General features: G+C 72.8%; 11 protein-coding genes. 10 read left to right on the top strand and 1 reads right to left on the bottom strand.

The features are described 5' to 3' along the window. Positions 1-25 precede the first annotated feature (25 nt). Genes ACTFTM_RS19875 through ACTFTM_RS19860 form a run of 4 tightly spaced genes read left to right on the top strand, consistent with a single transcriptional unit; the run spans position 26 to position 6,174 of the window. On the top strand, positions 26-2,350 hold the full coding sequence (locus ACTFTM_RS19875; RefSeq protein ID WP_449561980.1) for an HAD-IB family hydrolase: 2,325 nt from the start codon (positions 26-28) through the stop codon (positions 2,348-2,350). After that, complete coding sequence (locus ACTFTM_RS19870) at positions 2,347-3,606, top strand: zinc-dependent alcohol dehydrogenase (protein ID WP_449561979.1); 1,260 nt, start codon at positions 2,347-2,349, stop codon at positions 3,604-3,606. The genes ACTFTM_RS19875 and ACTFTM_RS19870 overlap by 4 nt, the downstream gene beginning before the upstream one ends. A gap of 50 nt (positions 3,607-3,656) precedes the next feature. Next, the gene (gene larAH / locus ACTFTM_RS19865; RefSeq protein ID WP_449561978.1) at positions 3,657-5,234 is read left to right on the top strand and encodes an NPN-dependent hydroxyacid isomerase, LarAH14/15/16 family; all 1,578 of its coding nucleotides are present in this window, start codon (positions 3,657-3,659) and stop codon (positions 5,232-5,234) included. Positions 5,235-5,247: 13 nt separating this feature from the next. Further along, entirely contained in the window at positions 5,248-6,174 is a 927-nt protein-coding gene (locus ACTFTM_RS19860) for a lysophospholipid acyltransferase family protein (protein ID WP_449561977.1), read from the top strand. Between the two features lie 184 nt (positions 6,175-6,358). Here the strand turns inward: ACTFTM_RS19860 and ACTFTM_RS19855 are convergent, their stop codons facing one another. Further along, positions 6,359-6,811: a hypothetical protein gene (locus ACTFTM_RS19855; protein ID WP_449561976.1), complete on the bottom strand. Its 453-nt coding sequence runs from the start codon at positions 6,809-6,811 to the stop codon at positions 6,359-6,361. 231 nt (positions 6,812-7,042) lie between these two features. Here ACTFTM_RS19855 and ACTFTM_RS19850 point away from each other — a divergent pair, with 231 nt between their 5' ends. Genes ACTFTM_RS19850 through ACTFTM_RS19825 form a run of 6 tightly spaced genes read left to right on the top strand, consistent with a single transcriptional unit; the run spans position 7,043 to position 14,788 of the window. After that, entirely contained in the window at positions 7,043-8,581 is a 1,539-nt protein-coding gene (locus tag ACTFTM_RS19850; RefSeq protein WP_449561975.1) for an aldehyde dehydrogenase family protein, read from the top strand. Next, positions 8,578-9,708 carry an acyl-CoA dehydrogenase family protein gene (locus ACTFTM_RS19845; RefSeq protein WP_449561974.1) on the top strand — a complete coding sequence of 377 codons (1,131 nt, stop codon included), beginning with the start codon at positions 8,578-8,580 and terminating at the stop codon, positions 9,706-9,708. The genes ACTFTM_RS19850 and ACTFTM_RS19845 overlap by 4 nt, the downstream gene beginning before the upstream one ends. 8 nt (positions 9,709-9,716) lie before the next feature. Further along, positions 9,717-11,000: an aspartate aminotransferase family protein gene (locus tag ACTFTM_RS19840; RefSeq protein WP_449561973.1), complete on the top strand. Its 1,284-nt coding sequence runs from the start codon at positions 9,717-9,719 to the stop codon at positions 10,998-11,000. 1 nt (position 11,001) lies between these two features. Then, positions 11,002-11,490 (top strand): SRPBCC family protein, encoded by a 489-nt coding sequence (locus ACTFTM_RS19835; protein ID WP_449561972.1) that lies wholly within the window; start codon positions 11,002-11,004, stop codon positions 11,488-11,490. Between the two features lie 2 nt (positions 11,491-11,492). Then, positions 11,493-12,008: a hypothetical protein gene (locus ACTFTM_RS19830; RefSeq protein WP_449561971.1), complete on the top strand. Its 516-nt coding sequence runs from the start codon at positions 11,493-11,495 to the stop codon at positions 12,006-12,008. Beyond that, a complete protein-coding gene (locus tag ACTFTM_RS19825) occupies positions 12,008-14,788 on the top strand; it encodes an FAD-dependent oxidoreductase (protein WP_449561970.1) in 2,781 nt (926 codons plus the stop codon). Before ACTFTM_RS19830 ends, ACTFTM_RS19825 begins: the two co-directional genes overlap by 1 nt. Positions 14,789-14,803 lie beyond the last annotated feature (15 nt).

Below are 14,803 nucleotides of genomic sequence, written 5' to 3'. Positions count from 1 at the left end.
GCCCGTTAGACGCTATCCTCAGCTGGTGAATTACAACCCGGGTGACCGACCCGCCACGCCGAACTGGTCTCTCGATGGTGCCCACGTCCTGCTCACCGGGGTGACCGGGTTCCTCGGGCAGGCAGCTCTGGAGCGGCTCCTCGCCGACCACCCCAACACCCGGGTGACGGTGCTGGTGCGTGGGCGCGGCGCGACGTCGGGCGCCGACCGCGTCGCCGGACTGGGGCGCAAGCCGGTGTTCCGCACGCTGCGTCGCCGGATCGGCGGTCCGGCCCTCACGCAGCTGCTGGCCGAGCGGGTCAGCGTTCTCGAGGGCGACCTCACCGACTCGGTCCCGGCGCTGCCGGACGACCTGACCGCCGTCCTGCACTGCGCGTCCACCGTGTCCTTCGACCCGCCGATCGACGAGGCGTTCGAGGTCAACGTCGGGGGTCTGGTCAACCTCTACGACGCGGTTGTCGCACTGCCGCGACGTCCGCACGTGGTCCATGTCTCCACGGCGTACGTGGCCGGCGCCCGCAAGGGGGTGGTGCCGGAGGCCCCGCTGGACCACGACGTCGACTGGCAGGCCGAGCTGACCGCCGCGCGGGCCGCCCGCGCCGAGGTGGAACGCGCGTCCCGCCGTCCCGAGGCGCTGCGCGCGCTGCTGGCCGAGGCCCGCGCCGAGCACGGCAAGGCCGGACCGCAGGCGACCGCACGGGCCGCCGAGGAGGCGCGGCGTCGCAAGGTGACCGAGCGGCTGGTCGACTACGGCCGGCTGCGGGCGCACAGCGTCGGCTGGCCGGACGTCTACACGTTCACCAAGGCGCTGGGGGAGCGGGTCGCCGAGCAGTACGCGCGCGACGAGGGCCTGCGCCTGTCCGTGGTGCGCCCGGCGATCGTGCAGAGCGCCCTGCGTCACCCGTTCCCCGGGTGGTTCGACTCCTTCAAGATGGTGGATCCGATCATCCTGTCGTACGGGCGCGGCACGCTTCCGGACTTCCCGGGCCTGCCCGACGCGGTGGTGGACATCGTCCCCATCGACCTGGTCACCAACGCCCTGCTGGCGGTCGCGGCCGTCGAGCCGGAGCCCGCCGAGCCGGTCTACTACCACGTGGGCACCGGCGCGCGGAACCCGCTCACCCAACGTCAGCTCGACGAGAACATCCGCAACTACTTCCGCCGTCATCCGCTGCCCGAGGCGGGTCGTGGGCACATCGCGGTGCCGACGTGGCGCTTCCCGGGCGCGAGTCAGATCGAGCGCAGGTTGCGCGCCGGCGAGCGGGCCGTGTCCCTCGCCGAACGGGCGCTGCTGCGGCTGCCGGCCTCGCCGCGCACCCGCGACTGGATGACGAAGGTGCACAAGGAGACCAAACGGATCGAGTCGCTGCGCCGGCTGTCCGACCTCTACGGCGTCTACACCGAGGTGGAGGCCATCTACACCGACGGCAACGTGCTGGCGCTGCACCGCCAATTGCCCGACGAGGTGGTCAGCCGGGGCAGCTTCGACGTCGCCGAGGTGGACTGGCCGCACTACCTCCAGGAGGTGCACTGCCCGGCCATCACCGCGCTGCTGCGGCAGTCGGTGAGCCGGCGTCCCCGCTCCGCCGGGCGCGGGCCACTGCCCGAGGGCCGCGACACCGTGGCCGTCTTCGACCTGGAGGGCACGGTGGTGGCGTCCAACCTCATCGAGACCTTCCTGTGGGCCCGCCTGTCCGACCGGCCGAAGGGCGGCTGGGCCCGGGAGTTCGCCGCGCTCGCCGGCGCCGCGCCGCGTTACCTGCGCGCCGAGCAGCGCAGCCGGGGTGAGTTCATCCGGACCTTCATGCGGCGGTACGCCGGCGCCTCCGAGGAGGCCCTGCGTGAGCTGATCCGTGAACGGATGGGTGACGCGCTGCTGCGTCGGGCGCTGCCGGAGGCGATCCGGCAGATCCGCGCGCACCGTGCGGCCGGCCACCGCACCATCCTGATCACCGGTACCGCGGACATCCTCATCGAATCGCTGCGGCCGCTCTTCGACGACGTGGTCGCGAGCCGGTTGCACGTGCGCGACGGCGTCCTGACCGGCTTCCTGGCCTCACCGCCGCTGGTGGGCGAGGCCCGCCTGGCCTGGCTCCGCCACCACGCCGACGACATCGGCGCGGACCTGCGCGGTTCGTACGCGTACGGCGACAGCTTCTCCGACCGATCACTTCTCGAGGGGGTGGGCAACCCGGTGGCCGTGAACCCCGATCCCAAGCTGTACCGCCACGCGAAGCGCCAGAACTGGCGCATCGAGGAGTGGGGCGGGCACACGGTCGGCGCGGTCGAGACCATGGTCGAGCTGACCGCCTCGGCGGCCGGCCCCGGCGCGCGGGGAGCGGCCCGATGATGCCGGCCCTGGAGTACCGCCAGTCGACTCCCCGCTTCCTCGCCGCCCGTGGCGCCAGCTCCACCAAGTTCGGCGGTCGGATGTCCGGGGTGCTCGCCAGCAACGTCGCTCCGCTGCGCCTGGTGCACCGGGCCGAGCCCACCCTGCCGGCGGGCGACTGGGTCCGGCTGCGGCCGTTGCTGTCCGGCATCTGCGGCTCGGACGTCAGTCTGCTGACGGGCCGCTCGTCGCCGTACTTCGGCGCGGTCGTGTCGATGCCGTTCGTGCCGGGGCACGAGGTGGTCGCGGAAACCCTGGACGACCTACCCAACCTGCCCAAGGGCAGCCGCGTCGTGGTCGACCCGGTGCTGTCCTGCGCCGTACGCGGTGGGGAGCCCTGCCGCTGGTGTCTCGCGGGGCAGCACAGCCGGTGTGACCGGGTGACCGCCGGTCGCGTCTCCGCCGGCCTGCAGACCGGCTACTGCACCGACACCGGCGGCGGCTGGGGTCGGCAGATGGTCGCGCACGCGGCTCAGCTGCACCCCGTACCGGACACGATGGACGACCGCCGGGCGGTGCTCGTCGAGCCGCTGGCCTGCGCGGTGCACTCGGTCCACCGGGCGCAGGTGCCGGCGGGGGCGGCCGTGCTGATCGTCGGCGCGGGCACGGTCGGCCTGCTGACCCTGCTGGCGTTGCGTGCCCTGACCAAGGCCGGTCCCATCTACGTGGTCGCCAAGCACGCGCACCAGCACGCCCGGGCCCGCGAGCTGGGGGCCACCGAGGTGTTCCAGCCGTCCCGCGCGGCTCGCGCGGTACGGCGGGCGTGCGGCGGAACGCTGGAGCAGCCCATGATCGGCGGCGACTTCCTGCTCGGCGGGGCGGACGTGGCCTTCGAGTGCACCGGTGCCGGGGCCGGCCTGGACATGGCGCTGCGGCTGGTCCGGGCCGGTGGCACGGTGCTGCTGTCCGGGATGCCCTCCGGCGGGGTGGACCTGACACCCGTCTGGTTCCGCGAGTTGAACCTCGTCGGGTCGTACGCCTCCAGCGGCAGCGCGGCGGCGAGCCCGACCGCCGGGCCCGACACCGACGCGCAGCAGTCCGACGAGCCTGTCGGCGGCACGTTCGCCGAGGCGATGGCGCTGGCCGCCGAGGCGCCCCTGGACGGCTACGTCGACGCGATCTACCCGCTGACGCGCTGGCGCGAGGCGCTCGGCCACGCCGCCAAGGCTGGGCAGTTGGGCGCCGTCAAGGTCGCCTTCGACCCCAGCCGCAACTGACCCAGCAGCCCGACGCACACGCACGAGCCGGAACGACGAAAGGACAATTCATGAGCAGACCTGGCTTCGTGCTCGAGGTCGACGAGCGTACGCCGCCGCTGCTCGTCCACCAGGGGGAGGGTTTCCTCCTCGAGCGGTTCCCGCTCGGCACGCGGGTGGTGTACCCGCCGGACTCGCTTCCGCCCATCGCCAACGTCGACGCCGCCATCCAGCGCGCGCTGCTGCACCCGGTGGACTCCCCGCCGCTGCCCGACCTGCTACGGCCCGGGATGCGACTGACGATCGTCTTCGACGACCTGTCGCTCCCGTTGCCGCAGATGCGCCCACCGGACATCCGGCAGCGGGTGATCGAGAACGTGCTGGAACTGGCCGCCGAGGCCGGTGTGGACGACGTCGAGCTGATCGCGGCGAACTCGCTGCACCGGCGGATGACGCCGGCCGAGCTGAAGCGGATCGTCGGCGAGCGGGTCTTCCGGGCGTTCTTCCCCAAGCACCTGCGCAACCACGACGCCGAGGACCCGGACGGTCTGGTGCACCTCGGCACGACGCCGCACGGCGAGGACGTGGAGATCAACCGGCGGGCGGCCGAGAGTGATCTCATCGTGTACGCCAACATCAACCTCACCGCGATGAGTGGCGGGAGCAAGTCGGTCACCGTGGGGCTCGGCTCCTACAAGAGTCTGCGGCACCACCACAACGTCCACACGCTGCGCCACTCGCGCTCCTTCAACGACCCGCCGAACTCGGCCATGCACCATTCGTACGACCGGATGGCGGAGGTGCTCGGCGAGGCGGTCAAGGTCTTCACGGTCGAGACCACGCTGAACCTCGACTCGTTCCCCAACCAGGTGGGCTTCCTGAACCGTCGGGAGTGGGAGTGGGGGATCGGCGACCAGCTCTCCTACCTGGCCGCCAAGCGTGCCAACGACCTGACGCCGGCCAAGCTGCGCCGACGCGTCTGGCAGAACAACGACGCGCCGTACGGGGTGACCGGGGTCAACGCGGGCCGGCCCGACTCGGTCCACCCGCTCACGCTCGCCAACGTGCATCGTCAGCAGCTCACCGAGGTGCAGGGTCAGAGTGACATCGGCGTCTGGGGACTGCCCTTCATCTGCCCGTACAACGTCAACTCGATCATGAACCCGATCCTGGTGATGTCGCTGGGGCTGGGCTACTTCTTCAACCTCTACCGCAACCAGCCCATCGTGCGGCGCGGCGGGGTCGGCATCTTCTACCACCCGATGCCCAAGGAGTTCCACCCGGTGCACCACCCCAGCTACATCGACTTCTTCGAGGAGGTTCTGCCGCAGACCACCGACCCGGCGGCGATCGAGGCGAAGTACGAGCAGCAGTACGCGCAGGACCCCTGGTACCGGCACCTGTACCGGACCAGCTACGCGTACCACGGCGTGCACCCGTTCTACATGTGGTACTGGGGGGCGCACGCGATGGAGCACCTCGGCGACGTGATCTTCGTCGGTGCCGACCGGAAGACGGCGGCGGTGATGGGCTTCCGGGCGGCCTCCTCGCTCGCCGACGCGCTGGAGATGGCGCGTGACACCGTCGGGTCGAGCCCGAGCATCACCTACCTGCACGCCCCGCCGGTGACGCTGGCGGACGTCCGATGACCCGGGAGGCGACGTGCGCCTGATCGACGAGGTGAGGCTGCTGCGCGGCCGTCGCGACTGGCGTGGCCGGGCGACGACGCCGCGCTCCGCCGAGCCGTACGAGATCCGCCGTGAGCGCTCCGAGTTCCCCACCGCCTGGGCGCGTACCCGGGCGGCGGGGGCGGTCCGTTTCGGTCTCCAGCGGGGTGTGCTCAAGTCGGTGGCCTGGACCCAGACCCACCCGGTCGTCCGCGGCACGGAATACCTGGACGGCTTGCAGGGGCCGGCCGTCTTCGTCTCCAACCACGCGAGTCACCTGGACACGCCGCTGATTCTCGGCTCGGTGCCGCGCCGGTTCGCGCGGCGGATGGCCGTCGGGGCCGCCGCCGACTACTTCTTCGACGCACGCTGGCGCGCGGTCGTGACGTCGCTGGTGTTCAACGCCTTCCCCATCGAGCGGCAGGGCGACCGGCGGCTGCGCAGCCTCGCCACGAAGCTGCTCGGCGACGGTTGGAGCCTGCTGCTCTTCCCGGAGAGCAGCAGGTCGACCGACGGCTGGATGAGCGGGATGCGGCTGGGCGCGGCGCACCTGTGCTGCACGCACGGGGTGCCGGCGGTGCCGGTCGCGCTGCGGGGCACGTTCGGCGCCATGCCGCGCGGACGGAACTGGCCCGTGCCCGGCCGGCGCACCGTCGTGGTGCGCTACGGCCGGCCGCTGTGGCCGCGTGAGGGCGAGGGGGCGCGGGCGTTCCACGAGCGGATGACCGCCGCGATCGGTCGGCTGTGGGTGGAAGAGGAGGTCGGCTGGTATCGCTCGCTGCGGACCGCGCCGGCCGAGGCGGTCGCGTCCACTGCCGGGCCGCAGGCCGCCGAGTGGCGGCGGTTGTGGGAGTCGACGCGCCCGCTGCCCGCGGCCGACGGCCGGCCGGCCCGCCGCATCTGGCCGACCAGCCGATCCTGACCCTCGGACGACTTCCGCTCGGACGGAGACCGATCAGCGTCGGGGTCCGCCCGCGCGGCCCGTCCGGCCGGGCCTGACGACGCCCGCCTCACCCGCGCTCGCTCGCGTCGACCGTCCGGGCGGTCCGACCGCATCCGGCCACGCCGCATGCCAGCGTCGACCGTCCTGGCGGTCGGCGTGCGGGCTACGGCCGTTCGCGCGGGAGATCGGTGGGTGCCGGCCCGGCGTCGGCGTTGCCGGCCGGGAGACGGTAGGCGGCGAGGAAGACCGCCAGCCCCACCACGACGGTGAGCGCCAGCAGGGCGTTCTCCGCGACGCTGTCGACGGTCGGCAACGCCTCGGCGTGGGCCAGATGGAACAGCAGGTGGGGTGTGTTCGCGACAATCGACGCGGCCGCTGCGGCGAGACACAACTCCCGCGCCGGCCGCGCGGCCGCCCACCCGAGGACGACCGCCAGCGCCAGGTAGGCGTAGCCCAGGTCGGACAGCAGGTGCTCGTTGTACGGGCCGCCCGCGGCCACCCAGCCCGCGCCGAACGGGAACCAGTCGAAGAACCAGCGTGGTGCCACGGACGCCGGCGCGCCGAGGGCGAGCAGCTGCGCGGCCAGTACCGCTGATCCGATCCGAATCCACCGCATGGGGCGTTTCCTGGGCGCTTGCGCGTCGTGTGTCGGCATGTTGCCTCTGCTCAAAGGTTCGTTGACACCCTTCAACGCGGGCATCTATCGTTCGACCGTTCCTCGGCCAATGAATTAGTAGCACAGACTCGCTCACGGGAGGGGGCTGCGACGTTGCGATCGTACGGGTCCTACATCGCAGGTCAGGACGTTCCAGCGGACAAGTGGGTACATTGCCTGCGCGCCTCGGCGGTGCTCGACGACATGCTGCCCCAGCTTTCTCTCAAGCGTGACCTGGACCGCGGCCGTCGCCACGACGGCGACGACCACGCGAGCGTCCTGGCCCGCTGCGCGGTGGCCGACGACGCCGTCGTCGAGCAGGCCATCCAGGCCGCCGCGGCCGCCGCGCCCGTCTGGGGCGCGATGCCTCTTCGGGTACGGCTCCAGGTGGTGCACCGGCTCCACGAGGAGCTGCGCCGGCGGCACGACGAGGTGGTGGAGGTCCTCGTCCACGAGGGACACCCCCGCGCGCTCGCCGAGTGGGAGCTGGCCGGGTGCCTGCACGGCACCAGCCCCGAGACGATCGGGCTGTGCGCGGAGCAGATGCACCGGGAGTACGAGGACGCGAACCGGCGTCTGCTGGTGGTGCGCAAGCCCGACGGGGTGGTCGCGCTGAGTCCACCGCAGAACGCGGCGGCGGTCAACTCGCTGCTCGGCGTGCCCGCGCTCGCCGCCGGCAACGCGCTCGTCGTGAAGGCGCCGCGCGGAAGCCCGTACGGCGTGATGTTCGTGCTCCGCGAGATCGTGGCCCCGATCCTCGACGAGGTCGGCGCGCCGCCCGGCACCCTGAACGTGGTCTGCGGCCCGCCCAAGCGGATCCTCGACCAGTTCCTGGCCAGCCCGCTCGTCGACGACATCTTCTACTTCGGCAGCAGCGAACTCGGCATCCCGCTCGGTGAGGAGGCGGTACGCCGGGGCAAGAAGCCGATCCTGGAGTTGGCCGGCAACGACGGTTGCGTGGTGTGGCACGACGCCGATCTCGACCGTGCCGCCGAGGCGCTCACCGAGAGCTTCTTCGGGTCCGGGCAGATCTGCATGGTCCCCAACTACGTGGTCGCCCACCCGGCCATCGCGGACCGCCTGCTGGCCCGCCTGATCAGCCACGCGCGCAAGATCCGACCGGGCTATCCCGAGGACCCGGATGTGCTGCTGTCGCCGGTGCTCAAGAGCGACCAGTTCGGTCGGTACGTCGAGCAGGCCACCGGGTGCGGTGGTGAGGTGCTCGCCGGTGGGAACCGGATGGAGCTGGACGGCTCGATCTCGTCCACTGGGGTCTTCGTCGAGCCGACCGTTCTCCGGGTCAACGGCCTGGCCGAGGCGCGGGCGGTGTGGGCGGTGGCCCGGGAGACCTTCTTCCCGCTGCTGCCGGTGGTGGTGCCCGACCAGGACCACGGCGACGGCCTGCTCGACGACGTCATCGCGTTCCTCAACGCCAACGAGTACGCCCTGCGCAACTCGGTCTGGACCGGCGACGAGGCCACCGTCGAGCAGTTCGTGGCCCGGGTGCACAACGGTGGCCTACTCAAGATCAACGATTCGCACATCGGTTTCGTCCCGTACCTGTCCACCCACGGTGGCGCCGGCCTGACCGGCGGTCCGCTGGGCGAGAGCAACTATCCAATGCTGCGGACGTCGCACCTGCAGGGCATCAGCATCGGCCGCGACGTCCAACCCCGGCGGGCGGCACTCGCCTCCCCGCTGCGTGCCGAGCGGGAGGGTCTGGCCGCATGAGTTTTCTCGACACCGAGCGGGACACCTGCGACATGCTGCTTCCGGGCCTGCTCAAGAGGCTCGGCGAGGTTCCCCTGATGGAGCTGGAGCGCCCCGGTGGCCCGGGCGTCGCCCTCTTCCGGGAGGCCGGCGGAGCGGGTCTGGTGGTGCCCAAGACGTACCAGGGGCTGGGCGCGTCCGCCCTCCAGGCCGTGCGCGTCACCCGCGCCCTGGCCGCCCAGGCGCCGTCGCTGGCGGTCGCCACCACGATGCACCAGTTCTCGGTCGCCGGGTTGGTGGCCCTGGCCCGGGCGAACGTCGGGTTCGAGTGGATGCTGCTTGAGGCGGTGGCCACCGATCGCCGGCTGGTCGCGTCCGGCTTCGCCGAGGGACACGCCGGTCGCGGCATCCTGACGCCGACCATGACGGCACGGCGGGACGGCAACAACTGGCGGGTCACCGGAGCGAAGCGACCGTGCAGCCTCTCCGCCTCGATGGACCTGCTGACCGCGAGCGTCGCCGTGCCGACCGAGGACGGCGGCACCCGCCTGGGGGTGGCGCTCATCCCGGCGGAGTCGCCGGGCATCACGATCGAGCCCTTCTGGGCGACGTCGGTGCTCACCGGCGCCGAGTCCGACGCCGTACTGCTCAACGACGTCGAGGTGCACCCGGACCTGTTCGTCTACCCGGAGGTCGCGCTCGACGGTCAGCTCGACGACCTGCAGACCATCGGCTTCGTCTGGTTCCAGCTCCTGGTGACCGCGTGTTACCTCGGGGTGGCGTCGGCGCTGGTGGAGCGCGCAATCACCAGCGGGCGGGGACCGGTCACCGAACGGGCGGACGTGGCGACGGCCGTACAGGGCGCGGCGATCATGTTGGACGGCGCGGCACGCAGCCTCGACGACGGCGACGGCGGCAACGACGCCCTCGGCCGGGCGCTCGTGGTGCGGTTCGCCGCCGCCAACGCGATCGCCACGGCGGTGCGCGGCGCGGTGGATCTGCTCGGTGGGATGGCGTTCATCTCCTCGCCCGAGGTGGCCTATCTCGCCGCCGCGTCGCACGCGGTCGCCTTCCACCCACCGTCGCGGGCGAGCACCGCGGCGGAACTGACGGCCTGGTTCGGCGGCCAGCCGCTCGTGGTGAGTTAGGGGGAGTGGTGACCACCAGCAGCGTAGAGACCGATCACCAGGTACGGGAGCAGGTCCGGGACAACTACCGTCGGTTCCTGTCCCGGGGCCGCGCGAAGCTCGGCGACATGTTCGGCGGGCACGTCGAGGTCGGTTCCGAGGGCGCGTGGGTGTACACGTCGGACGGCGACCGTTTCCTCAACGTCGGCGGCTACGGCGTGTTCCTGCACGGCGCGCGGCATCCGGCCGTGGTCGCCGCCGTCGTCGCGCAGATCCAGAGCCATCCGATCGCCACCCGGATGATGTTGGAGCCGTCGGTGGCCGAGGCCGCGGCGGCGCTCGTCGCGGTGGCGCCGCCCGGGCTCACCCGCGTGCACTTCGCGGGCTCCGGCGCGGAGGCCGTGGAGGCGGCCATCAAGATGGCCCGCGTCCAGGGCCGGCGCAGGCTCGTCTCGACCGTCAACGGCTACCACGGCAAGACCATGGGCGCCCTCTCCGTCACCGGGCAGGATCTCTACCAGCGCCCTTTCCGCCCGCTGTTGCCGGACGCCACGCACGTGCCGTACGGCGACCCCGAGGCCCTGGGCGCGGTGCTGGCGGCCGGGCCGCCGGCCTGCGTGATCATGGAGCCGGTGCAGGGCGAGGGCGGGGTGGTCATTCCGCCACCCGGGTACCTGCGCGAGGTGTCCCGGCTGTGCCGGCAGCACGGCGCGTTCCTGGTGCTCGACGAGATCCTCACCGGCGTCGGCCGTCTCGGTCACTGGTGGGGCGCCCTCCGCGAGGGCGTGACACCGGACGTGCTGCTGGCCGGCAAGAGCCTGTCCGGGGGCATCGTGCCGGTCTCCGCGGTGGTCGCCACCGCCGAGGCGTTCCAGGCCTTCGACAAGGACCCGTTCCTGCACACGTCCACGTTCTCCGGCGCGCCGATCGCGATGGCCGCCACCCGCGCGGCGATCGCGGCCGCCACCGAGGAACGGTTGGTCGAGCGCGCGGCGACCCTCGGCGACGACCTGCTGACCCGCCTGCGGGCGGTGGCCGCCGGGTACCCGCACCTGGTCCGCGACGTCCGCGGCGTCGGGCTGCTGATCGGCGTGGAGTTCGCCGGTCCGGGGCTGGCCGGCGAAGCCATCCTCGAACTCCTCAACGCCCGGGTGATCGTGAACCACTCGCTGAACGCCAGCGCCGTGCTGCGCCTCACTCCACCCGCGGTGCTCTCCGGCGACGAGGTCGCCCTCCTGGTCGACGCGTTCGACGGCGCGCTGCGCACGCTCGGCCACCGCTATCCGACAGCAGACCGGCTGGGGGTCCACTGACATGCGACAGGTCGAGATTCAGGCGTTCCTACCGGGTGGGGACGGCGGCGCGGTGTTCGACCAACTGGTCGACTTCGAGCGCTATCCGCAGCTGGTCGACGTGGTCCAGACGGTGACCGTACAGTCACCGGCCGACGCGCGACGGGTCGTCAGCTCCTGGGAGGTCCTGTTCCGCAACGGGATCCTCGCCTGGACCGAGGCCGACGACCTGGACCGCGATCGTCTCACGATCGCGTTCGACCAGCTCGACGGCGACTTCGACGAGTTCTCCGGCGCCTGGACGCTGCGCCAGGACCCGGACGGGGTGGCGATGACGTTCGTGGCGAGTTTCGACTTCGGCGTGCCCAGCCTCGCCAGCATCATCGACCCGGTCGCCGAGCGGGTGCTCACCGAGACGATCCACCACGTCCTTCGGGGACTGTTCCCGGCGGTCGTCATTCCGGACGGCGTCCTGGCGACCGCGGCGGCGGGCACCGGTGGGAAGGACTGACGATGGACCAGTTGAACACCTTCGACACGCCGACGACCGCCCGGCTGCACCGCGCGGAGTGGTTCGCCGGGCTCGCGCTGGCGAGCGGTCTCTTCATCGCGCACTGGGGCGAGATCCGGTGGCTGCCGGCGATCGGGCTGTTCCTCTACATCGACCTGATCGGCTACATCCCCGGGGCGATCGCCTACCACCGCAGTCCCGACGGACGGATCCCGAAGGCGTACTACGTCCTCTACAACAGCATGCACAGCCTGCTCAGCGGCGGACTCGTGGTGGCCCTGTGGGCCTGGCTGATCGGGCCGGAGTGGGCGCTGCTGGCCGTACCGATCCACCTGTTCGGTGACCGCTCGCTCTTCGGCAACCAGCTCAAGCCCTTCGGTGTGCCGTTCGAGCCGAAACGCCTGCCGGCCTTCGACGCGCTGCTGCGTGAGGTGACCGGCCGCCCGTCGCCGTCCGCTGCGGGGCGGGCCGACTCGCCGGTTCCGGCGGCCACGTCGAGACCCACCTCGGTGGCCTGATGAGCCGGCCGGGCTCCGCGCCGAGCGGGTGGCAGCGCGACGACCCGCGGGCCGCGCGACAGCCCGCCCTCGCCGGCGACGAGGAGGCGTCCGTCGTCATCGTCGGCGGTGGGCTGGCCGGGCTGGCGCTGGCGTACCAGTTGACGAACCACCTGCCCGCGCACGACATCCTGGTCCTGGAGGCCACCGAGGTCGGCGCCGGCGCCAGCGGACACAGCACGGGCATCGTCGGCCCCGGGGTCGGCGGCCCGATCACCGCACTGGTCAAGCGGTACGGGCGGGACCGGGCTCGGACCATGTTCGCCGCCACGCTCGACGGGATCGCCGCGCTGCGGCGGCTGGCCCGGGCCCTGCCCGACGGCTGTGAGCTGACCGACGGCTTCCAACTCGTGGCCGCGTCGGCGCCCGGGCACGCCGGATCGCTCCGACGCCAGGCGCGGACCCTGCGCGACCTCGGCTTCGACGCCTCCTACCTGGACCGCGACGGCACCGCCGGGCGGCTGGGCAGCGCCCGCTACCACGGCGCGTTGTGCTATCCCGACGTGGCGCTGGTCAACCCGTGGCTGCTGGTCCAGGCGCTCCGGGCGGCGCTGCTCACGGCCGGGGTACGCATCGCCGAGAACACGCCGGTCACCGCCATCACCGGCGGTGACCCGGTCACGGTGACGGCCGGTGGTCATCGGGTACGCGCCAGACGGGTGGCCCTGACCACGGACGGCTTCACCACCGGGCTGGGGCTGTTCACCCGGAACGTCGCGGTGATCCGCACCCATGTCCTGCGCACCGCCCCCGTACCCGCCGACCTGCTGGCGCGGACCGGCTGGGACGGGCGCGGCGCGGCCGTCGACAGCCGCTCGTTCTTCAACTACCTGCGGATGACCGCCCGGGGCCGGCTGCTGTTCGGCGGCGGTCCCGCCCTGCTGGAGCCGCGCGTCGACGAGCGCGGGGTCGCCGCCGTGCGGGACCGGCTGGTACGCGAACTCGCCGCGACCTTCCCGGCGCTTGCGGACGTGCCGGTGACCGACTTCTGGTCCGGCGTCACGGCGTCCACGTTCGACCGCCTGCCGATCGTCGGTCCGGTGCCCGGCCGACCGGGCGTGTGGTTCGCGGGCGCGTGGTGTGGTCACGGCCTGGCGCTCTCCGCCCTGACGGCCGAGCTGCTCGCGCCCCGGCTGGCCCACGACCCGGATCCGCGGGCGGCCGATCCGACCACGCCGCTGCCGGAGCTGCCCTTCCTGCGCGGCACCGCGGGTCTGATGCCGACCGGCCGGGTCGGCAACCTGCTGCTGGCCGGCTACCTGCGCGGACTGGACGCGGCCGACAGGGTCGCCGCCGTCCGCCCAGGGCCACGGCCGACCCCGCCGGCCGAACCGACGGCACCTGCCGTGCCGGCCGAACCGACACCGGCCGCCGCGACGGAGCCGCCGGCCGTACCGGCGAATAGTGCCGCTGCGGCGATGGCCGGGAGTCGGGCGGTGGAGCAGCAGGTCGACGTCGTGATCGTCGGGGCGCGGGTGGCCGGCTCGGCGCTGGCGGCCCGGCTCGCCGCCGCCGGGTTGTCGGTGGCGGTGTTCGACCGCGGCGACCTGCCCGCGCCGACCCTGTCCACGCACATCCTGCACGGCACCGAGGACCTGCGGATCGAGGGCGTGTACGACACCGTCGTCGCGCACGGCGTGCCGCCGCTGCACGACGTGTGGGTCCGGCTGGACGACGTGAAGCTGCACTTCCGCCACCCCGACGACCCCGGGCTGTGTCCGCCTCGGGACGTTCTCGACCAGGTCCTGCTGGACCGGGCGGTGGCCGCCGGCGCCAAGACCTCCACCGGCGTGGCCGTGGTCGGTCTGCGGCGCGGCGCGGACGGCGTGGTGAGTGGTGTGACCGTGCAGCGTGCCGACGGGTCGGTCCGGGACGTGTCGGCGCGGCTGGTGGTGGGCGCGGACGGCCGTAACTCGTCGGTGGCCCGGTGGGTGGGTGCCCGGCAGTACCTGACGGCGCGCAGCGAACGGGCCCTGCTCTGGCGGTACTTCACCGGCGTCCGGATCCCGCCGGCGCTGCTGTGGCACCGCGTCGGGGTGCACATCGTCTCGATCCTGCCCACCGGTCCCGAGGACTTCGTGGTCATCGCGCAGCCCCCGGAGCGCCTACAGGGCGAGTTGGCCGGTCGGCAGGTGGCCGGCTTCCTGCGGCACGTCGAGTCGGTCAGCCCGGAGGTGGGCCACCTCGCCGCCGCCGGCGAGCCGGTGGGGGACCTCAACCGCGTGGTGCGGTACCCGTCCTTCTTCCGGCAGGCGTTCGGGCCGGGCTGGGCCCTGGTGGGCGACGCCGGGCACGCCAAGGACGCGACCCTGGGCCACGGGATCAACGACGCGCTGCGCAACGCCCGCGCACTCGCGGCGGTGCTCACGGCGCACTGGGAGCAGCCGGCGGCGCTGTCGTCGGGGCTGACCCGGTGGGCCCGCGACCGGGACCGGGCCGAGCTGCCGAACTACTGGTACGGCCAGGACATCGGCCGGGGCGGCCCGGTCACCGCGATGGAGCACGCGTTCCTCGCCGGCATCCAGCGTGACTCCCGGGCGGTGGGCCGGCTCGACGACGTGATGGGCGACCGGCTCGACGCCGACCGGCTGCTCACCCTGCCCCGGCTGGTGGGCGCCGTCGCCCGCCGCGTCACCGGCGGCGAGCCCGCCTCGGCCGTCGGACGCGAGGCCGTGGACCTTGTGCAGCTCGCGTGGGCGCGCCGCCGCGCGGCGACCCGCCACGACCCGTCCGCTCCCTGAGAGGTGGAGGCCGCC

The sequence above is a fragment of the Micromonospora sp. RB23 genome (assembly GCF_053585025.1).
This window is presented reverse-complemented; position numbering and strand designations above follow the sequence as displayed.